18 protein-coding genes are annotated in these 20,609 nt (G+C 70.4%); 13 read left to right on the top strand and 5 right to left on the bottom strand.

Going from position 1 to position 20,609, the window contains the following annotated elements; genetic code table 11:
* The first annotated feature begins 80 nt into the window (after window positions 1–80).
* From dapF to hflX, 4 genes are all read left to right on the top strand, one after another.
* Window positions 81–890 carry a diaminopimelate epimerase gene (gene dapF / locus HN031_RS03815; RefSeq protein ID WP_172266562.1) on the top strand — a complete coding sequence of 270 codons (810 nt, stop codon included), beginning with the start codon at window positions 81–83 and terminating at the stop codon, window positions 888–890.
* A 90-nt stretch (window positions 891–980) separates the two neighbouring features.
* Window positions 981–1,757 carry an SDR family oxidoreductase gene (locus tag HN031_RS03810; RefSeq protein ID WP_172266559.1) on the top strand — a complete coding sequence of 259 codons (777 nt, stop codon included), beginning with the start codon at window positions 981–983 and terminating at the stop codon, window positions 1,755–1,757.
* Window positions 1,758–1,898: 141 nt separating this feature from the next.
* Entirely contained in the window at window positions 1,899–2,549 is a 651-nt protein-coding gene (locus tag HN031_RS03805) for an NYN domain-containing protein (RefSeq protein ID WP_172266556.1), read from the top strand.
* 75 nt (window positions 2,550–2,624) lie between these two features.
* Entirely contained in the window at window positions 2,625–4,151 is a 1,527-nt protein-coding gene (hflX, locus tag HN031_RS03800; RefSeq protein ID WP_172266553.1) for a GTPase HflX, read from the top strand.
* Between the two features lie 24 nt (window positions 4,152–4,175).
* Here hflX and HN031_RS03795 read toward each other — a convergent pair whose 3' ends face one another.
* The gene (locus HN031_RS03795; protein ID WP_172266550.1) at window positions 4,176–6,326 is read right to left on the bottom strand and encodes a M14 family zinc carboxypeptidase; all 2,151 of its coding nucleotides are present in this window, start codon (window positions 6,324–6,326) and stop codon (window positions 4,176–4,178) included.
* A 190-nt stretch (window positions 6,327–6,516) separates the two neighbouring features.
* On the opposite strand from HN031_RS03795, the gene secD reads away from it, so the two are divergent.
* The 3 genes from secD to HN031_RS03785 all read left to right on the top strand — a co-directional run bounded on the left by secD (window position 6,517) and on the right by HN031_RS03785 (window position 11,147).
* On the top strand, window positions 6,517–8,802 hold the full coding sequence (gene secD / locus HN031_RS03790; protein ID WP_172266547.1) for a protein translocase subunit SecD: 2,286 nt from the start codon (window positions 6,517–6,519) through the stop codon (window positions 8,800–8,802).
* A 138-nt stretch (window positions 8,803–8,940) separates the two neighbouring features.
* A complete protein-coding gene (locus tag HN031_RS21825; protein ID WP_301539399.1) occupies window positions 8,941–9,072 on the top strand; it encodes a hypothetical protein in 132 nt (43 codons plus the stop codon).
* Between the two features lie 68 nt (window positions 9,073–9,140).
* Window positions 9,141–11,147, top strand: coding sequence for an ATP-dependent DNA helicase (locus tag HN031_RS03785; RefSeq protein ID WP_367650641.1), 2,007 nt, complete (start codon window positions 9,141–9,143; stop codon window positions 11,145–11,147).
* Between the two features lie 158 nt (window positions 11,148–11,305).
* Here the strand turns inward: HN031_RS03785 and HN031_RS03780 are convergent, their stop codons facing one another.
* Entirely contained in the window at window positions 11,306–12,037 is a 732-nt protein-coding gene (locus tag HN031_RS03780) for a sulfotransferase family 2 domain-containing protein (protein ID WP_172266544.1), read from the bottom strand.
* A gap of 37 nt (window positions 12,038–12,074) precedes the next feature.
* Window positions 12,075–12,797, bottom strand: coding sequence for a transcriptional repressor LexA (gene lexA / locus HN031_RS03775; protein WP_172266541.1), 723 nt, complete (start codon window positions 12,795–12,797; stop codon window positions 12,075–12,077).
* A gap of 332 nt (window positions 12,798–13,129) precedes the next feature.
* Here lexA and HN031_RS03770 point away from each other — a divergent pair, with 332 nt between their 5' ends.
* The 3 genes from HN031_RS03770 (at window position 13,130) to HN031_RS03760 (ending at window position 15,091) form a co-directional block, all read left to right on the top strand.
* Window positions 13,130–13,483, top strand: coding sequence for a LysM peptidoglycan-binding domain-containing protein (locus HN031_RS03770; protein WP_172266538.1), 354 nt, complete (start codon window positions 13,130–13,132; stop codon window positions 13,481–13,483).
* Window positions 13,484–13,739: 256 nt separating this feature from the next.
* Entirely contained in the window at window positions 13,740–14,327 is a 588-nt protein-coding gene (locus HN031_RS03765; protein ID WP_172266535.1) for a hypothetical protein, read from the top strand.
* 266 nt (window positions 14,328–14,593) lie between these two features.
* On the top strand, window positions 14,594–15,091 hold the full coding sequence (locus HN031_RS03760; RefSeq protein ID WP_172266532.1) for a hypothetical protein: 498 nt from the start codon (window positions 14,594–14,596) through the stop codon (window positions 15,089–15,091).
* A 46-nt stretch (window positions 15,092–15,137) separates the two neighbouring features.
* Here the strand turns inward: HN031_RS03760 and HN031_RS03755 are convergent, their stop codons facing one another.
* The gene (locus HN031_RS03755) at window positions 15,138–15,470 is read right to left on the bottom strand and encodes a hypothetical protein (RefSeq protein WP_172266529.1); all 333 of its coding nucleotides are present in this window, start codon (window positions 15,468–15,470) and stop codon (window positions 15,138–15,140) included.
* A 347-nt stretch (window positions 15,471–15,817) separates the two neighbouring features.
* Here HN031_RS03755 and nrdR point away from each other — a divergent pair, with 347 nt between their 5' ends.
* From nrdR to HN031_RS03740, 3 genes are all read left to right on the top strand, one after another.
* The gene (gene nrdR / locus HN031_RS03750) at window positions 15,818–16,294 is read left to right on the top strand and encodes a transcriptional regulator NrdR (RefSeq protein WP_172266526.1); all 477 of its coding nucleotides are present in this window, start codon (window positions 15,818–15,820) and stop codon (window positions 16,292–16,294) included.
* Between the two features lie 136 nt (window positions 16,295–16,430).
* Window positions 16,431–19,331 (top strand): vitamin B12-dependent ribonucleotide reductase, encoded by a 2,901-nt coding sequence (locus HN031_RS03745; RefSeq protein WP_172266523.1) that lies wholly within the window; start codon window positions 16,431–16,433, stop codon window positions 19,329–19,331.
* Window positions 19,332–19,479: 148 nt separating this feature from the next.
* Window positions 19,480–19,911 (top strand): ATP-binding domain-containing protein, encoded by a 432-nt coding sequence (locus tag HN031_RS03740; protein ID WP_253943018.1) that lies wholly within the window; start codon window positions 19,480–19,482, stop codon window positions 19,909–19,911.
* A 10-nt stretch (window positions 19,912–19,921) separates the two neighbouring features.
* On the opposite strand, the gene HN031_RS03735 is transcribed toward HN031_RS03740, so the two are convergent.
* Entirely contained in the window at window positions 19,922–20,584 is a 663-nt protein-coding gene (locus tag HN031_RS03735) for an endonuclease/exonuclease/phosphatase family protein (RefSeq protein WP_172266517.1), read from the bottom strand.
* Window positions 20,585–20,609 lie beyond the last annotated feature (25 nt).

Genomic DNA, 20,609 nt, shown 5'->3' with positions numbered 1-20,609 from the left:
TGGACGGTCGCGGGGCGGACTCCGGTCCAGCGCCCCGCGACCGTTCGCTGCGTCTGCGGCCGGGCTGCCACACTGGACGGGTGAGCTATCCCTTCCTCAAGGGCCACGGCACCGAGAACGACTTCGTGGTCCTGCCCGACCCCGACGGCTCCCTGCACGGCTACGTCGACGGGGAGATGCCGGCCGAGCGGGTCCGCGCGCTGTGCGACCGCCGCGCCGGGCTGGGCGGCGACGGCGTGCTGCGCGCGGTGCGCCGCGACGGGGGCTGGTTCATGGACTACCGCAACGCCGACGGCTCGGTCAGCGAGATGTGCGGCAACGGCATCCGCGTCTTCGCCCGCTACCTCCACGACCACCAGGGCGAGGCCTTCCCGATGAGGATCCAGACCCGCGACGGCGTCAAGGTGCTCGACCGCAGCGCCCACGGCGACGGGCGCGACCTGACCGCCGACATGGGTGCCCCTGAGGTGCTGGGCGACACGAAGGTGTCGGTGGGCGACCGCGCGTGGCCGGCGCAGCACGTCTCGATGGGCAACCCCCACGCGGTGGCCTTCGTCGACGACCTCGCCGACGCCGGGCACCTCCTCGAGCCGCCCGGCCACGACGCCTCGGTCTACCCCGACGGCGTCAACGTCGAGTTCGTCGTGCGCCGTGGCGAGCACCACGTCGCCATGCGCGTCCACGAGCGCGGGTCCGGCGAGACCCGGTCGTGCGGGACCGGCGCCTGCGCGGTGGCGGTCGCCGCCTCGCTCGCGGACGGCGCACCCCGCGGTACGACGTACCGCGTCGACGTGCCCGGCGGCACGCTGCACGTGGAGTGGACCGAGGACGACCGCGTGCTGCTCACCGGCCCCGCGGTGCTGGTGGCCGAGGGCACCACGGACCTCTGAGGCGAGCAGCGTCGACCGAGGCAGGGCACGCCCGTGCACCGTCGTAGCCGCCGCGGGAGCCCGGACCCGGCTGGCATAGCATCCGGCGACATGGACATCACCGGATCCTCCGCCATCGTCACCGGCGGCGCCAGCGGCATCGGTGCCGCGGTCGCCCGCGCCCTCGCCGCGAGGGGTGCGACCGTCGTCGTCGCCGACCTGAACGCCGAGAAGGGCGAGGCCCTCGCCGACGAGATCAGCGGTGTCTTCGCGGCCGTCGACGTCACCAGGACCGACCAGGTCGCCGCCGCCGTGGAGGCCGCCGGCGAGATCGCGCCGCTGCGCGCCTGCGTGAACTCCGCCGGCATCGGGTGGGCCCAGCGCACCATCGGTCGCGACGGGATGCTGGAGTCGGCCCACGACCTCGACGCGTTCCGCAAGGTCGTCGAGATCAACCTTATCGGCACCTTCGACATGACCCGCCAGGCCGCGACAGTGATGAGCCGCAACGAGCCCGACGCCGACGGCCAGCGCGGTGCGATCGTCAACCTCGCCTCCGTCGCCGCGTTCGACGGCCAGATCGGCCAGGCGTCCTACTCCGCGTCCAAGGGCGGCGTCGTCGGCATGACCCTCCCGGTCGCGCGCGACCTCTCCGCCGCCGGCATCCGCCTCAACACCATCGCGCCCGGTCTCATCGACACCCCGATCTACGACGCGTTCCCCGACCCCGACGCGTTCAAGGCCAACCTCGGCCAGAACGTGCTGTTCCCCAAGCGCCTCGGCCGCGCCGAGGAGCTGGCCAGCATGGTCGTGGAGTGCCTGACCAACTCCTACATGAACGGCGAGACCATCCGCGTCGACGGCGGCATCCGGATGCCTCCCAAGTGATGGCCGACTGATCACCTGAGCCCCACGAGCCCCGTGGTCTAGGCCGAACGTCCTCAATTCGGTCAATCGGCCGACGCGCGCCGCGGCGCGGGTGGAGGGTGGCTGGAAGGACAGCACTCATCCAGCCTGTGGGGGGCAACGATGACCAGCATGGTGGAGCCGCGCCGAGCGGTGGAGGACCACGCGACCACGCCCGGCCCGGAGGGCGATCTCACCTCGCTCGTGCGCCGCTGGATGGCGGTGGGCAGCAAGCAGGAGCGCGTACGCCGCCCGGCCGAGGAGGCTGCGCCCGCACCCGCGCCGCTCGCGCAGCGCCCGACCGGTGACGAGACCGAGCAGGCCTCGCGCGTCGCACTGCTCATCGACGCGCGCCGGGTGTCGGCCGACGTCGCGACCGGGCTGCTGGCCCGGCTGGGGGAGCGGGGCTCGGTCAACGTGTGCCGTGCCTACGCCGACTGGGGCCGGGCCGACCTCGGCGACTGGGTCGGTCGGCTGCGGCGCGAGGGACTGCACTCGTTCCACCACGTCTCCCAGGACGAGCAGGCGCTGGTGGCGATGACGATCGACGCGGTCGACATCGCGCGCGACGCCGCCGTCGACGAGGTGGTCATCGCCGGCGACCTCACGTCGGCGCTGCCGCTGGTCCACCGGCTGCACGCCGCGGGCGTCCGCGTCGTGGCGGTCGGGGCCGCGGACACCCCGCACGACGTGCGCGCCGCGTGCCACGAGTTCATCGACCTCGCCGTGGTCGACGGCGTCCGGCGGACCGCCGAGGGCCGGCACCGGGCCTGAGACGGGCGGTCGCCGACCCGGTCCGCGCCTAAGTCATTCGCACAGGCGCGCGGCGCGACCTACCCTTGGAGGCATATGACGAACGCACCTGACTTCAACCTGCGCGACGCGCTCGACGCCACCCGCGCCTGGGACGACGAGACCATCGAGCTCGACGACCAGCTGCTCGAGGACGACGACTTCGAGTCCGGCTACGCCGACGACACGGCGTACGACGACGAGGGCGACCCCGAGGAGCTGACGATCGGCGCGCAGGAGCTCGCCGAGCGCCACGCCCTGCGCCGGGTCGCCAGCCTGCGCACCGAGCTCGAGGACATCACCGAGGTCGAGTACCGCCAGCTCCGCCTGGAGAAGGTCGTGCTCGTCGGCGTGTGGACCGGTGGCAGCGTCACCGACGCGGAGAACTCGATGGCCGAGCTCGCGCTGCTCGCCGAGACCGCCGGCTCCGAGGTGCTCGAGGCCGTCTTCCAGCGCCGCCAGTCGCCCGACCCGGCGACCTTCATCGGTCGCGGCAAGGTCGAGGCGATCCGCGAGATCGTCCAGGCGACCGGCGCCGACACCGTCATCTGCGACGGCGAGCTCGCGCCCAGCCAGCTGCGCAACCTCGAGGACCGGATCAAGGTCAAGGTCGTCGACCGGACCGCGCTGATCCTCGACATCTTCGCCCAGCACGCCAAGAGCAAGGAGGGCCAGGCGCAAGTCGAGCTGGCCCAGCTGCAGTACATGAAGCAGCGCCTCCGCGGCTGGGGCGGCAACCTGTCGCGCCAGGCCGGTGGCCGCGCCGCGGGCGGTGAGGGCATCGGTGGCCGCGGTCCCGGTGAGACCAAGATCGAGACCGACCGCCGCCGGATCAACACCAAGATCTCCAAGCTCCGTCGCGAGCTCAAGGAGATGCGCGGCACCCGCGAGGTCAAGCGCCAGTCGCGCCGCCGCAACCACATCCCCAGCGTGGCGATCGCCGGCTACACCAACGCCGGCAAGTCCTCGCTGCTCAACCGGCTGACCGACGCCGGCGTGCTGGTGGAGGACGCGCTCTTTGCGACGCTCGACCCGACCACGCGTCGTACGACGACCAGCGACGGCCGCATCTACACGATGTCCGACACCGTCGGCTTCGTCCGCCACCTCCCGCACGGGCTCGTCGAGGCGTTCCGCTCGACGCTGGAGGAGGTCGCCGACTCCGACCTGCTGCTCCACGTCGTCGACGGCTCGCACCCCGACCCCGAGGGCCAGATCGCCGCGGTGCGCCAGGTGCTCGCCGAGATCGGCGCCAACAAGGTCCCCGAGATCATCGTGATCAACAAGGTCGATGCCGCCGACCCGCTGGTCATCAGCCGGCTGCGGGCCCGCGAGCCGCACAGCGTCGTGGTCAGCGCCAAGACCGGCGACGGCATCGACGAGGCGCTCCGCACGATCGAGTCCGAGCTGCCGCGCCCGCAGGTCGAGTTCGACGTGCTGCTGCCCTACGACCGCGGCGACCTGGTCAACCGGATCCACCAGGAGGCCGAGATCGGCTCGCTGGAGCACACCGGCGACGGCACCCACGTGGTGGGCCGGGCCAACGCGGACCTCGCCGGCGAGCTGGAGGCGTACGCCCGCTGACGCAGCGGGCGCACGCCACCCACCTCAGCGCTTGGCGCTCCCCGGCCGGCAGATGTCGCCGACCCCGGCGAGCTCGCCGCGGTCCACGACCACCTCGCGGGTGCCGAAGACCCGACCGCGACGGTCGGCGCAGGAGACGATCCACGACTCCTTGACGCCGGTCTCGATCGGCGGGGTCGGGCTCTCGAAGGTCACCTGCCCGGACCAGTCGTTGGCCGCCGAGCCGCCGGCGTAGTTGTCGGCCACGATGGTGTAGGTCCCCGGCTGCGGGTCGGGGATCCGGATCACCTCGGGGTTGGCGAGCGTCGCGCCCGAGCCGACCGGCGTACCGTCGGGGCCGAGCAGGGTGAAGTCCCAGTCGAAGTCCTCGGGGTCGGTCGACGGCCACGAGATCGACACCACGGCGAAGCCGTTGTCGGCCTGCGGCAGCCCCTGCACCTCGAAGGTCGTCGACTCGCCGCTGCCGACCGCGGGCACGCCCGGCGGGTTGACCAGCGTGAGCGGAGCCTGCGGCGGTGCCTGCGGGAGGCGCCCGTAGCGCCCCGCCACCAGCGGGCGCGTCGAGGGGTTCACGTCGATCACGAACCGGCCGCCGCGGTCGGTGGCGTACTCGTTGACGAGCGTGTCCGCGTAGAGGATCGGCTCACCCAGGGTGCCGTCGACTTGGATGACCGGCGACGTCGGCGAGACCACGCTCTTGGAGACCGTGATCGTGCGTCCGGCCGGCGCCTTCCCGCTGATCCGGGAGTGCAGGGCGTCGTCGGCGGCCGCCTCGGCCGCCACCCAGTAGGCCTCCTGGTTGCCGCCGAGCCCGGCACTGTCGGCCGGTGCCTCGCCGAGGTACTCCCCGACGACGGCCTCCTCGTAGGCCGGGTGGAAGCCCTCGTCGCCGATCTCGAAGGTGTAGCCGAGCCCGCCCGTGATCCAGTAGCTCCAGTCCTCGGTCGAGCCGGAGGTGTCGTAGAGCTGGTACGACGCCTGGCTGGTGTAGGCGTTCTGCGCGGCCATCGCGTCGCCGAGCGCCTTGAGCTCCGGCTCGTCGGGGGCCAGGCCGGTGGCGGCGATGGCCGGGGGTCGCAGCACGAGGTTGCTGTAGGTGTGGTTGGAGATCATGACGGTCACCGCGCGCTCGGAGATGAGCTGTCGCACCGAGTCGGTCTCCGGCTCGCTGCCGGGCGCGTCGCCGCGGAACGTGTCGCTGGACCAGACCGGGCTGGCGCCGCCGCCGCCCCAGAAGCCGGGGTAGTTGCGGTTGAGGTCGGTCCCGCGCAGGCGGCCGGCGGGGTTGTCGTCGCAGGTGCCGCCGAGGTACTGCGCGGGCGTGGCGGCGGAGATCGAGCAGTTCTTGCGCTTCATCTCGTAGTCGAACTGGCTGAGGTCGCCGAGCGGCTCCGCGCCGCGGGAGATCTTGAAGCCGTCGACGTTGACCACGGGCACGACGATGACCCGTGACTCCGACAGCACCCGCCGGGCGCGGTCGCGGACCGCGCGGTCGCTGGAGTAGTAGGACTGCAGCAGGTCGAAGCCGAACTCCATCGTGTGCTCGGCGCTCGGCCACTCGCGCGCGTGGTGGGCGCCCATGAGGAGGAAGACCGGCTTGCCGTCGCGCACGTCGGCGGCGCCGACGCTGATCTCGAGCCCGCGGACGCGCTCGCCGAGGACCGTCGGGTTCGCGAGGGTGAGCGGCTTGGTGAGGGTGGGGTAGAGCCGCGCGAGGCGGTTCATGTCGCGGAGGTAGTCGTCGTAGGTGCGGTAGGCCGTGCGCCCGCTCGGCAGGGCCGACCGCGTCACGCGGGCGTCGTACGCCCTGTCGGCCTTGCGGTTGGTCTCGGTGAGGGCCTCGAGGTCGTCGACGGTGACGGTCCACGTGAAGCCGGCGTCCCGCAGCGCCTGCGCGTCCTTGTCGTCGTGGAGGACGACCTCGATGCCGCGCTCGGTGGCGTGCTCGGTGACGTCGAGGCCGAGCTCGATGACCTGGTTGCGGTCCTCGACCCCGGGTGCGCGCACCATCACGATCTGGGTGGTGTCGTCGGAGGCGGTGCGGACGATCTCGCGCCTGCCGTCGTCCGGTGCTGCCGTGCCGGCTGCCACTCCGGCGCCGGCGGCCAGGCTGGCGGCCACCAGGCCGCCCACCGCCACCAGCCTGGTGCTGCTCAGTCTCGTGCGTCTGTACATGTGCCCTCCCGAGAGCGCGGCCGGGGGTCGGTCGCAGTGCCGCCCACACAACACCCGCCGCCGCCCGGTGTCGAGAGTCCCGGGAGAGGGATCGCTCGTGGAACGGGGCGGAACCTTCGGGCGCGGCCACCCGTTGACGTTCTCGTGCCCGGATTCGGGTGATCAACGCTCGTGGTGGAGGATGACGCGCATGTCACGTGGTGTCTGGGTCCGTTTCATCCTCGTGCTCGGCCTCCTGGCCGGGTGCGCGCTGCTCGCGATCAACGTCAAGCCCAACCTCGGCCTCGACCTCCGGGGCGGCGCGCAGTTCGTCTTCGAGGCAGAGGGCACCGAGCAGACCCCCGCCACCGCAGAGAACGTCGACAAGACCCTGCAGGTGCTCCGCGGCCGCGTCGACGCCCTCGGTGTCGCCGAGTCGACCCTCGTGCGTCAGGGTGAGAACCGCATCCTCGTCGAGCTCCCCGGCGTCACGAACGACGAGGAGGCGCAGGAGGCCGAGGACCGGATCGGCACCACCGCCAAGCTGACGATCCACGAGGTCATCGCCACCGCCGAGCCCGACGCCGAGCCGAGCAAGAACAAGAACCTCGTGCTCCCCTCCGACCAGGGCGACACCCTCGAGGTCGGTCCCACGGTCATCCAGGGCGAGGAGATCACCGGCGCGAGCGCGGTGCAGCGCGAGCAGAGCGTCGACTGGGTCGTCGCGATCGACTTCAACGGCAAGGGTGGCGACACCTGGGCCGACATCACCGGGACGGCCGCCTGCAACCCGTCCGGCGACCCCAAGCGCCGCATCGCGATCGTGCTCGACGGCGAGATCATCTCCTCGCCCGAGGTCAACACCGGCGTCGGCTGCGACGTCGGCATCCGTGGCGGCTCCACCGACATCACCGGCAGCTACACGCCTACCGAGGCCAAGGACCTCGCCGCCCTCATCCAGGGCGGCGCGCTCCCGCTCGAGCTGACCGCCATCTCCGACCGACTCGTCGGCCCCTCGCTCGGCGAGGAGGCGATCGACGCCTCGATCGAGGCCGGCATCATCGGCCTGCTGCTCACCGGCCTCTTCATCGTGGTCGTCTACCGCCTCGTCGGCCTGATGGCGACCATCGCGCTGGGGTCGTACGCCCTGCTCGCCTACGCCATGCTCGTCGGGCTCGGGTCCACGCTGACGCTGCCCGGCCTCGCCGGATTCGTGCTCGCCATCGGCATGGCGATCGACGCCAACGTCCTCGTCTTCGAGCGAGCGCGGGAGGAGTACGCCGCGTACCCCTCCGCGGGCCTGCGTCGGGCACTGGCGGTCGGCTTCAACAAGGCGTGGACCGCGATCATCGACTCCAACGTCACGACGCTCCTCGCGGCCGGCCTCCTGTTCTTCCTCGGCTCCGGCCCGATCAAGGGCTTCGGTGTCACGCTGTCCATCGGTGTCGTCGCGTCCATGGTCTCCGCGCTGATCATCGCCCGGGTCCTCTGCGACCTGGCCGTGGCCAACAAGCCGGTCAACCGCAAGCCGGCCATCAGCGGCCTCGGCGACATCGGCAAGGTGCGCACCTGGCTGGACCGCAAGGACCCCGACATCATGAGCAGCCGCCGGACCTGGCTCGGCGTGTCGGCGGTCGCGCTGGTCATCGCGGTGACCGGCATCGCGACCCAGGGCCTCAACCTCGGCGTGGAGTTCACCGGCGGGCGCCAGCTCGACTACTCCGTCAGCGAGTCGGTCACCATCGAGCAGGCCCGCACGGCCGTGGCCGACGCCGGCTTCCCCGAGGCCGTCGTGCAGACCGCCGACACCGCCGACTTCACCGTCCGCACCGGGGAGATCTCCAACGAGGAGGAGCAGCGGATCGAGGACGAGCTGGCAGCGATCGGCGGCGAGGTCACCAAGGTCGACGACCAGCAGATCGGCGCGTCGCTCGGTGAGGAGCTGCGCAACAACGCCCTCATCGCCTTCGGCGTGGCCTTCCTGGCCCAGCTGCTCTACCTCGCCATCCGCTTCAAGTGGACCTTCGGCGTCTCCGCCGTGGTCGCCATGGCGCACGACGTCGTGCTGGTGGTCGGCCTCTTCGCCTGGCTGCACAAGCCGATCGACGGCATCTTCCTGGCGGCGGCGATGACCATCGTCGGTCTGTCGGTCAACGACACCGTCGTCGTCTTCGACCGCGTGCGTGAGCGCTGGTACGGCTCCAAGCCGGAGGACGACTTCCGCACGCTCGCCAACAAGGCGGCCGTCGAGACCATCCCCCGCACGGTCAACACCGGTCTCGGCTCGATGTTCATCCTCGCCGCGCTCGCCGTCCTCGGCGGCGACTCGCTGCAGGACTTCGCCATCGCGCTGCTCGTCGGGCTCATCGTCGGCACGTACTCCTCGATCTTCATGGCCACCCCGCTCCTCACCTACATGCAGGAGAAGTGGCCGCTCAGCCGGGTGAAGAAGGAGAAGGTCGAGCGGACGCCGGAGGACTCGGGCGCCGTCGTCTGACGCGCTCGTCCTGCGTGTGCCTCCTTCGGTTTCCCCGCATATGCGGGGAAACCCGAACTTCTGCAGGCGTGCACGCCCCCAGAAGTTCGAGACTCGCTGGGGAGGTCCGACCTTGCCGGGGCGGCGTAGGCTCGTCCCATGTTCTGGCTCCTGGTCATCATCGTCCTGGGCGTGATCGCCTACCGCTACCGGGTCAAGATCATGGCCAAGGTCCTCGGCCAGCCCGAGAGCCGCATCCAGCGGCAGATCGGCCGCAAGAAGGACTACTGACGCCCACCCGGCGGCGCGTTGTGGATGACGTACGCCGCCCTGTCGGCGCCGCCGCGTAGGGTTCTCTGGTGCCCGAGACCGCCACTCCCACCGCGCCCGCCGGCACGCCCGTCACGGCGGTCCTGTCGGCCGCGGTCACGGCCCTCGGCGGACAGCAGCGCGACGGCCAGGTCGAGATGGCGAGCGAGGTCGCCGACGCCATGCACGACGGTCGGCACCTGCTCGTCCAGGCCGGCACCGGCACCGGCAAGTCACTCGGCTACCTCGTGCCCGCGATGCTCCACGACAAGCGCGTCGTGGTCGCCACCGCGACCCTCGCCCTCCAGCACCAGCTCGTCGAGCGCGACCTCCCGCGCCTGGTCGAGGCGGTCAAGGACGTGCCGGGGGTCGACACGTCGTACGCCGTGTTGAAGGGCCGCTCCAACTACGCCTGCCTCCACCGGATCCGCGCCGGGGTGCCCGACGAACAGGGCGCCCTCGTCGACATGCCCGTCGGCTCGATGGCCGAGAAGGTCCTCGAGCTGCGCGCCTGGGCGGAGGAGGAGACCGAGAACGGCGGCACCGGCGAGCGCGACAACGCGCCCCGCCACACCGACCGCGAGTGGCGCCAGGTCTCGGTCAACCACCGCGAGTGCCTCGGCGCCGCGAAGTGCCCCTTCGGCCAGGAGTGCTTCGCCGAGCTCGCCCGTGAGAAGGCGCAGCGCAGCCACCTGATCGTCACCAACCACTCCCTCCTCGCGATCGACGCGATCGAGGACGTGCCGATGATCCCCGACTACGACACGGTCGTCATCGACGAGGCCCACGAGCTCACCGCGCGCGTCACCCAGGCCGCCACCGACGAGCTCGGCGTCTCCGACATCGAGCGGGCCGCCCGCCGCGCGAGCCGCTGGACCGAGTCCGCCGCCGGCGACCCGGCCGGCGACCTCGAGGACGCCGCCGCCCAGCTCGCTGAGGCGTTCGAGGCCACCCCGCCCGGCCGCATCGACCACGTCTCCACCCAGCTCGCCGACGCCCTCGTGCTGGTGCGCGACGCCGCGCGCGGCGTGCTGTCGGCCTTCCCGCGCGAGTCCGGCGGGGAGGGCGAGGGCGATGCCGGCCGGACCCAGGCCAAGGGCATGGTGCAGGAGGTCTTCGTCAATGCCGAGCGGATGGCCGCCGGCTCCCAGGCCGACGTGCTCTGGCTCGGCGAGGCCCGCGACCGGTTCCCGGCCCGCCTCCACATCGCACCGCTGCAGGTGTGGGGCCCGATGCGCGACAAGCTGCTCACCGACAAGACCGTCGTCTTCACCAGCGCGACGCTCATGCTCGGCGGCGAGTTCGGCGCGGTCGCCACCTCGCTGGGCCTCAAGCCCACCGAGCGCGTCGGCTCGCAGATCGCGTCCACCGACGAGGACACGGCGCTGCCGTGGAAGGGCATCGACGTCGGTTCGCCCTTCGACTACGGCCAGCAGTCCATCCTCTACGTTGCCCGCCACCTGCCCCAGCCCGGCCGCGACGGCCTCGGTCCCGCGCAGCTCGACGAGATCTGTGACCTCGTCGACGCCGCCGACGGCCGTACCCTCGGCCTCTTCTCCTCGCGCCGTGCCGCCGAGGTGGCGGCCGAGGCGGTGCGAGCGCGGCTGCCGCACCTCACCACGCTCGCGCAGGGCGACGCCCAGCTGCCGGAGCTCGCCAAGCAGTTCGTCGAGGACCCGCACACCTGCCTGTTCGGCACCCTGTCGCTGTGGCAGGGCCTCGACGTCCCTGGCGACACCTGCCAGCTCGTGATCATCGACCGGATCCCGTTCCCGCGTCCCGACGACCCGCTGATGTCGGCGCGGCAGAAGGCCGCGGACCAGGCCGGCGGCAACGGCTTCATGCAGGTCGCCGCGACCCACGCCGCGCTCCTGCTCGCCCAGGGCGCCGGGCGGCTGATCCGCACCACGACCGACCGCGGCATCGTCGCCGTCCTCGACCCCCGCCTGGAGACCGCCCGCTACGGCCGGTTCCTCAAGGCGTCGCTCCCGCCGATGTGGTCGACGACCGACCCCGGCCTCGTGCGCCAGGCGCTCAAGCGGCTCGGCCAGTCCTGATCGTCTCGCTCGTCCAACCTGCGCCGTGCGCGGGCGGCGTACGTCATGGCGCGGGGTCGCTCCGGCCGCCGTCGCCCATGACGTACGCCGACAGCGTCATGGCGCGCGGTCGACGGGACGACCAGCGGCCATGACGTCCGGCCGTGACGGCGTACGGATCAAGCCGGCTCGTAGCCGAACACCTGGTAGTCCCGGCGGTACATCCGCGCCACCAGTTCGCGCAGCTCGGCGGACGCCTGCCGGTCCCGCCCGCCGGGCGCCGTCTGGTTCTGCGGCCGGGTCGGCACGGCGGGCGCACCGATGCGCTCGCACACCTCGGCGAAGTCCCGGTCGAACGTCTCGAGGCGGCCGACGAAGTCCACCCGGTTGAGGTCGATCATCCGGCTCTGCAGCGTCAGGTGCTGGTCGGTGCCCGGCACCGCCGACAGGTCCTGCGCGGCGGTCCAGCGGGCGAACTCCTCGACCGTCTGCATCCGCTCGTGGGTCGCGGGATCGAAGTCGTAGTAGTTGTGGTCGACCACCTTGTCGTGCCACGCGGAGACGAAGCGGTCGAGCGGGTCGCGCACGAACGCGAAGGCGAGGTAGTCGGCGAACGCCGCCAGCGGGTAGTGCACCCGCATCGCGTGGTCGACGTCGAGGGCCACGCCGTGCGCCTCGCAGTGGTGGCGGATCGTGCGGGTCGCGACCTTGGCGACCCGGTACCAGACGAACCGGTGGCTGTGGCTGATCGTGAGGTTGTACGCCAGCGGGCTGAGCCAGCCGGATCGCTCGCCCGCGGTCGCGAGCCGGGCGAGCTCCGCCTCGGCGGCCGGGGTCAGTCGGCGCCGGTTGCCCGGGCGCGTCCGGAACAGCCCGGCGTCCGGGATGGCGTCAGGACCGGTGGGCGACATCGGCGCGAGGCTACACGGCCCCGCGCGCGACGTACGGTCAGAGGCTGCGGAGCACCGCGGTGACGACGCCGAGGATCGTGGCGTTGTCGCCGGGGATCGGGTCGTAGGCGTCGTTGTGGGGGAGCAGCCACACGTGGCCGTCCTTGCGCTGGAACGTCTTCACGGTGGCCTCGCCGTCGATCATCGCGGCGACGATCTGGCCGTTGGTCGCGGTCTGCTCCTGGCGGATGACGACGTAGTCGCCATTGCAGATCGCGGCGTCGACCATCGAGTCACCGGAGACCTCGAGCAGGAAGAGCGTGCCGTCGCCGACGAGCTGCTTGGGCAGCGGGAAGACGTCGGTGACCTGCTCCTCGGCGAGGATCGGGCCACCGGCGGCGATGCGGCCGACGACCGGGATGTTGACGGCGGTCGGGGCGAGGTCGCCGATGCCGGTCTCGTCGACGCTCGACTCCTCACCGCTGGAGATCGAGCGACGCGCGGCCATCACCTCGGGCAGGAAGACCTCGAGGGCGCGCGGCCGGTTGGGGTCGCGCTTGAGGAAGCCCTTGCCCTCGAGGACGCGCAGCTGGTGGGCGACACTCGAGGACGACGTCAGGCCGACGGCCTGGCCGATCTCGCGCATGCTCGGCGGGTAGCCCTTGGTCTCGATCGAGTCCTTGATGGTGGCGAGCACGCGCTGCTGGCGCGGGGTCAGTCCGGTGGCGTCGGGAGGGCCGTCGGGCATCTCGACGACGTTGTGGTCCTCGTTCTTGGCCATCTCGGTCAGGTCCTCCCGGGCGTGGTGGCCACCTCACGGACGACCGGGATCGGTCGGAGGTAGCGGGTGCTGCCACCGTAGACCTCCCGGGCCGGCGGGATCAAACACCTGTTCGAACTCCGCGTGTCGCGACCGGTTGCTTGCGCCCCAGCGCGACGCGCCGAACGGCTGTTCGAACAGACCCTTGATTTGTTCGAACACGTGCTCTAACGTCGTACACATGTTCGATCGAACGTCTGATCGACACCCAGTGGCCCAGGCCATTGTCGGTGGCTCCGACTAGACATTCCTTCGACACCCACGACCGGCTGATTCTTCCCCAGGAGGCCACCATGAGCACCCTCAGCCTTGCCCCCGTTTTCGCCGCAGCTCCGACCCGCGCCCGCTCGTCGGTGCGACTGACGCGACGCGGCCGGCTGGTGGTCTTCCTGACCTCGCTGTTCCTCGTCCTCGCCGTCGCCTTCGTGCTCGCCGGTGGTGCCGTCGGCACCGACGAGGCCGGCCAGGCCGCTCCGACCGAGATCGTCCAGGTCACCCCGGGCGACACCCTGTGGGGGATTGCCAGCGACCTCGCGACCGACGGCGACGTCCGGTCGATGATGACCGAGATCGAGCGGCTCAACGCCCTCGACTCCGCCAGCCTCTCGGCTGGCCAGAAGCTCCGCGTCCCGGTCGTCACCGACTGACGCAGAGGCCTCCACCAGCCGCTTCGACCCCGGCTGGTGGACCAAGGGGAAGGCGAGGGGCGGGCCTGGTGGCCCGCCCCTCGGCGCCATTTGCGGGGGCTTGCGTTGTAGGTGGCGGCACATGGCTTCTGGCGTTCGTGGGTGGCGGCACATCGCGCGCGATGCACGTAGGTGGCGGCACATTGCTTGCGCGGCCGCCTGTTCGATGTCGTCCGCCGCCACCCTCAGGCGTCTCTCCACAGGTTTGTCCCCGGGGGTGGTTGACCGGTCGCCCGAATGGGTAGTTTCAGGGCTGCTGACGTTGTTCTCGGGAAGGCACCTCATGCACGTACGCCGCGCGCTCGCCGTCGCTCTGGCCGTTCCCCTGCTCCTCACCGGGTGCTCGGAGGACGAGCCGGAGCCGAGGATGCCCGACCCGCCGCCCACGTCGACGTCTCCGACGGACGAGCCGACGCAGACGGAGACCGCTGAGGCGGAGAGTGCGGAGGACTTCATCCGGAGGTGGGTCAAGGCCGGGGACGAGATGCAGGTGACGGGGGAGACGGACGAGTACCGATCCCTCGTCGGTGAAACCTGCAAAGCGTGCGCCGGGTTCCTTGAATCGGTCGAGGACGTGTACGGCGGCGGCGGTTCCGTGAAGTTTGGCGGATCTACGATCAATCGCATCGCGATGCGCGAGAAGAAGCCGCCCACTTACGCGGTCACTAAGACACTGCCCGAGACCATCATCGAACGTGATCGCGATGCCGAGCCGGAGGTTCTCGCCGCTGGAAGGACGACCTTGCTGGTAATCCTGAAGAGGACAGCCGACAGCTGGCTGGTCACCTATTACGGAATTCTTTGATGGGTCGCCTCCTTGCGCTGATCCTTCTGGCGCTGTGCTGCTCGCTCAGCACGCAGAGTCCTGCTCGAGCGGAGTCTTGCTTGTCGGTTGGCCTGGATGGGGTTTCGGCAGAGTGCGTCTGGACCTACGCCGACTACTCAGCCAGTTCCAGTTCCGGCGACGGCCACACCTGGGTCGTCACCATCCAGTGCGGCAACGGCGGCATCTGCGCTGAGCAGGTCGAGTGCAACGAAGGCGGATCCGAGGGCTTCGTCCACGACGTCTACATGGACGGCACGGACGTCGGCGACGTGTGCGTACCGGCCGAGGAGGTCGACGAGGTCAACATCACCCAGCTCATCATCCGCGAGTTCAAGAGCATCAAGTGGCCGGCCTCGAGGCTCGTCGTCCAGCCTCCCGGCGGCAAGACGCTGGTGAACTTCGAGACCAACTTCTACACGCTCGACAACGCGGCGATCACCCAGGTCCGCACCATCGCCCGGCAAGCCGTCTCGATCCGCGCGGTGCCGACGAGCTACACGTTCCAGTTCGGCGACGGGTCGAGCACCACGACGGCCAGTCCGGGCCGGCCGCATCCTGACCTCGACGTCACGCACGTCTACACGCAGAAGGCGACCGTCGCTGTCAGCCTCGACACGACCTACACGGGGGAGTACCGCATCGGGGACGGCGACTGGGTTGCCATCCCCGAGACCTTGACCGTTGCCGGGGCCGCCTCCGACCTCCAGATCGTCGAGGCCCTCCCGCAGCTCGTCATCCGCTGAACAACACGGAAGTTCCGAGTCACCACGTGACTCAGATCTTCCACGATCAGCGCGCCGCGCGCTTCCCGCCGACCGGCCGGGGCTCAGACGGCGTGTCCGGCGGCTGGGTGATACCGAGCGCCCGCATCAGGCGCGCGACCAGCAGCAGCCCTACGAACAGGCAGGCGATCGCGCCGAGGCACGCCAGTCCCATGAGCAGCCAGGTGGAGCCGTCGCCGCCGTCGCGCGCCGCCGTACCGAAGTCGATGGCGGCGTAGACGAGGTAGCCCCACGCGACCACGCAGACGGTGATCGCGGCGCAGATGAGGAGCGCCGTCCTGTTCAGCGCCCGGGGCGGGCTGGCGCCTCTGCGCGAGCCTGCTCTCTTCCCCGTGGACACGGGGTCCATTGTGGCCGATGTGGCCTGAGTGGGTGGTCGAAACAGGCCACCCGACAGGCCCGACACGCCGCTCCGCGACCGGCCAGCAGAGCACTGACCTGCGGTTTTGCGCGAGGTCGGAAATTGATCCGACGAGGTTCGGCATTCGCTTGCCAAGCGTTGTGGTCGGCGCGTACGGTTACCACTACATCTAGTAGTTACACCGCTGTAGTTATCCACATCTGGTGCACAGGTCGCTCGCGGCTACGCACAGGCACAGGCTAGATGTCCACAGGAAGATCCACAGGCGCCACCCTGTTGTACAGGGTGTACGAGGCGCGCCCTGAGCTCGCGAGAGGAGGACCACCATGCACTGTCCCTACTGCAAGAACGAGGACACCAAGGTCCTCGACTCCCGCGTCGCCGACGACGGTGGTTCGATCCGCCGGCGTCGCACCTGTGCGGCGTGCGACCGTCGCTTCACCACGGTCGAGAAGATGCAGCTCACGGTGCTCAAGCGCTCCGGCGCCACCGAGCCGTTCAACCGCGACAAGGCGATCGCCGGCGTCCGCAAGGCCTGCAAGGGCCGCCCGGTCACCGACGCCCAGCTCGCCTGCCTCGGCCAGGAGGTCGAGGACGCCCTGCGCCTCAGCGGGCAGGCCGAGTTCGACGCCAACGAGGTCGGGCTCGCGATCCTGGCCCCGCTGCGCGCGCTCGACGAGGTGGCCTACCTCCGCTTCGCGAGCGTCTACCGCGCGTTCGAGTCGGCTGACGACTTCGACGCCGAGATCAAGATGCTGCGGCTCGAGCGAGCCGCGGACGATCAGCCCGTCCAGACGGGCTGACCCCAGACGGCCCGGCAGGTAGTGGGGAAGCTGCCTGCCGGGCTCACCACCCTTCCCCGAGCCACGCCCCGCGGACCAGGTCCGCCACCAGCACGACCCACCCACCACCTGCAACAACGAGCGGATCGAGGAACGCATGACCGAGACGGTGAGCACCCGCAAGGGAGCGGCGAAGGGCAAGGGCCTCAAGCTGGAGCGCGTCTTCAGCACCGAGGGCACCCACCCCTACGACGCCATCACCTGGGAGCGTCGCGACGTCGTCCAGCAGAACTGGAAGACCGGCGAGACCGTCTTCGAGCAGCGTGGCGTGGAGTTCCCCGACTTCTGGTCGGTCAACGCCTCGACGATCGTGACCACCAAGTACTTCCGCGGCGCCGTCGGCACCGACGCCCGCGAGTGGAGCCTCAAGCAGCTCATCGACCGGGTCGTGAAGACGTACACCAAGGCCGGCCTCGACAACGGCTACTTCGCCGGCGACGCCGACGCCGAGACGTTCGAGCACGAGCTGACCTGGCTGCTGGTCAACCAGTACTTCTCCTTCAACTCCCCGGTGTGGTTCAACGTCGGCACGCCGTCGCCGCAGCAGGTCAGCGCCTGCTTCATCCTCAGCGTCGACGACTCGATGGACTCGATCCTCAACTGGTACAAGGAGGAGGGCTTCATCTTCAAGGGCGGCTCCGGTGCCGGCCTCAACCTCTCCCGCATCCGCTCGTCCAAGGAGCTGCTCTCCAGCGGCGGTACGGCCTCGGGTCCGGTCTCCTTCATGCGCGGCGCCGACGCGTCCGCGGGCACCATCAAGTCGGGCGGCGCCACGCGTCGGGCGGCCAAGATGGTCGTCCTCGACGTCGACCACCCCGACATCGAGGAGTTCGTGATGACGAAGGCGCGCGAGGAGGACAAGATCCGCGCGCTGCGTGACGCCGGCTTCGACATGGACCTCGGCGGCGCCGACATCACCTCCGTGCAGTACCAGAACGCCAACAACTCGGTCCGCGTCACCGACGAGTTCATGCGTGCGGTCGAGGACGGCACCGACTTCGGCCTGCGTGCCCGCGGCACCGGCGAGGTCATCGAGACCGTCGACGCCCGCGACCTGTTCCGCAAGATCAGCCAGGCCGCGTGGGAGTGCGCCGACCCGGGCCTGCAGTACGACGACACGATCAACGACTGGCACACCAACCCGGAGACCGGCCGCATCACCGCGTCCAACCCGTGCTCGGAGTACATGTCGCTCGACAACTCGTCGTGCAACCTCGCCAGCCTCAACCTGCTGAAGTTCCTCAAGGACGACGACACCTTCGACGCGGCCCTGTTCGCCAAGGCCGTCGAGTTCATCATCACCGCGATGGACATCTCGATCTGCTTCGCCGACTTCCCGACCGAGGCCATCGGCGACACGACCCGCGACTACCGCCAGCTCGGCATCGGCTACGCCAACCTCGGCGCGCTGCTCATGGCGATGGGCCTCGGCTACGACTCCGAGGGCGGCCGCTCGATGGCTGCCGCGATCACCTCGCTCATGACCGGTACGTCCTACAAGCGCAGCGCCGAGCTCGCCGGGATCGTCGGCCCCTACGCCGGCTACGCCCGCAACGCCGAGGCCCACAAGCGCGTGATGCGCAAGCACCAGGCGGCCAACGACGTCGTCCGTGTCCTGCACACCGAGGACGGCCGCGTGCACAAGCTCGCGACGCAGGCCTGGGCCGACGTCATCAAGACCGGTGAGAGGAACGGCTTCCGCAACGCGCAGGCCTCCGTCCTCGCGCCGACCGGCACCATCGGCTTCATGATGGATTGCGACACCACCGGCATCGAGCCCGACTTCTCGCTGGTGAAGTTCAAGAAGCTCGTCGGCGGCGGCTCCATGCAGATCGTCAACCAGACGATCCCGCGGGCCCTCAAGAAGCTGGGCTATCAGCAGGAGCAGATCGAGGCGATCGTCGCCTACATCGCCGAGCACGGCCACGTGGTCGACGCCCCGGGCCTCAAGTCCGAGCACTACGAGATCTTCGACACCGCGATGGGCGCCCGCTCGCTCAAGCCGATGGGCCACGTGCGGATGATGGCTGCCGCGCAGCCTTTCCTGTCCGGCGCGATCTCCAAGACGGTCAACCTGCCGGAGAACGCCACGGTCGAGGAGATCGAGGACGTCTACCTCCAGTCGTGGAAGCTGGGCCTCAAGGCCACCGCGATCTACCGCGACAACTGCAAGGTCGGTCAGCCGCTCTCCGACGGTGGCGGCAAGGCCAAGAAGGACGCTGCCGACAAGGCCGACGCCGCTGCCGCGGCCGAGACCAAGGTCGTGGAGAAGGTCGTCTACGCCCCGGTCCGCAAGCGCCTGCCGAAGTCGCGCACCGCGCGCACCACGTCGTTCACCGTCGGCGGTGCCGAGGGCTACATGACCTCCGGCGCCCACGACGACGGCACCCTCGGCGAGGTCTTCCTCAAGCTCGGCAAGCAGGGCTCGACCCTGGCCGGCGTGATGGACGCCTTCTCGATCGCGGTGTCGGTCGGCCTGCAGTACGGCGTCCCGCTGGAGACGTACGTCTCGAAGTTCACCAACCTGCGCTTCGAGCCCGCCGGCCTCACCGACGACCCGGACGTGCGGATGTCGCAGTCGATCATGGACTACATCTTCCGCCGCCTCGCCCTGGACTACCTGTCCTTCGAGGACCGCTCCGCCCTCGGCATCTACTCCGCCGAGGAGCGCCAGCGCCACCTCGAGACCGGCTCCTACGAGCCGCTCGTGGAGGAGACGGGCTCTGCGGCGGAGCTCCTCGAGGCATCACCCTCGTCGTCCTCTGCCTCGGTGATCGAGGCCGAGGAGATCGAGACCAAGGACACCCACGGATCCGAGGCCCGCGAGGTCCCGGCCCACGTGACCACCGGTGCGCCGCACACCACCGCTGAGCTCTTTGAGAAGCTCACCGGCACCGCGGTCGACTCCCCGCTCTGCATGACGTGCGGGACGAAGATGCGCCCGGCTGGCTCCTGCTACGTGTGCGAGGGCTGCGGAAGCACCAGCGGCTGCAGCTGACCTGGCCGCGTGGTTGAAGACGGGGTCTACGCACATGGGACGGTCCGCCTCACTCTCGAGTTTCATAAATCGGTCGACTGTAGTCGGGCTGATCCTCCGCAACACCCGCCAGATCCATGAGTCGTTCGGCCCGTTGGCGCCGAGCCGAATGTACTCCCGCGGTGGCAACGGCCCGACGGTCCGCTTCGTCGGGACGAGCCAGGACGACGCGCTCGAGGCGGCCGACGACGCCGTCGACGGGCTCCTCGAGTCCGGCTGGGAGCCCCGCAACGTCGCGCTGCTCACCACTGGCCACCGCCACCCGGTCCAGGTCGAGCGCACCGCCTTCCACGACCAGGAGGGCTACTGGCGCACCTACTGGGACGACGACGTCTTCTACGGCCACGTCCTCGGCTGCAAGGGTCTCGAGCGCCGAGCGGTCGTGCTGTGCCTCAACGAGGACGGTTCCCGCGACCGGGCCCGCGAGCGGCTCTACGTCGGGATGTCGCGGGCCACCGACGAGCTCGTCGTCGTGGGCGACCCCGAGACCGTACGTCGGGTGGCGGGCAACGACGTGGCGCGGAGGCTCGGCATCGGCTGACGGGGTCTGGCTAGAGGTCCGCCTCGACCACGTAGGCGTCGTGGTCCGAGAGGCGCTTGCCGTCCCACTCCGCCACGACTCGCCGCGCGGTTCCGGCCACGCCCGCAGGCACGGCGACGTGGTCGATGCTGAGCAGGCCGTCGATGGCGTGGGGGAGGTCGCTCGTCGGCACGGCCAGGCCGAGCTGCTCGACCGCGGACAGCACGGCCTGTCGGCCGCCGATGGAGCCGGCGTACTCCCTCCCCGTCAAGGCGTGGTTCCAGTCGCCGCCCCAAACCAGGGAGTCGACGGCGCGGAGCCGGAGCGGCAGGTCGTCGACGGCGTTCCGCGTCTTGTCGACGTGGGGCTCACCGTCCCACGGCGGGCGTGACGCGCACCCCTTCCACGGCAGGATCGAGCTGACGTACGTCGTCGCACCGATGCACACCTGGGCGCTGGCCGGGTGCGGGTCCGGGCTGGACGTCATCGGCAGTCGGCTCGCGACGCCCGCCCACCGCCGGCGCGGTGCCATCAGCGCCTGCGACAGGTGCAACGCGTAGCCGGGGAGGCTCGTGCGCTCGTTCACCTCGGTGAGCAACCAGACGTCGCAGTCGGCGTCGACCATCAGCGCCAGATGGTGGTCGGTCCAGCGGCCGGCGAGGTTCCAGGTCCCGATGCGCACGGGCGGCATCATGGCCGATTCGTCTGCGCGGGACGGC

Origin of the sequence: Nocardioides sp. zg-1308 (genome assembly GCF_013155375.1) — a bacterium.
In the GTDB taxonomy this organism is placed as follows: domain Bacteria; phylum Actinomycetota; class Actinomycetes; order Propionibacteriales; family Nocardioidaceae; genus Nocardioides; species Nocardioides renjunii.
Note: the sequence above shows the minus strand (reverse complement) of the source record. Positions and strands in the feature narration are given on the sequence as shown.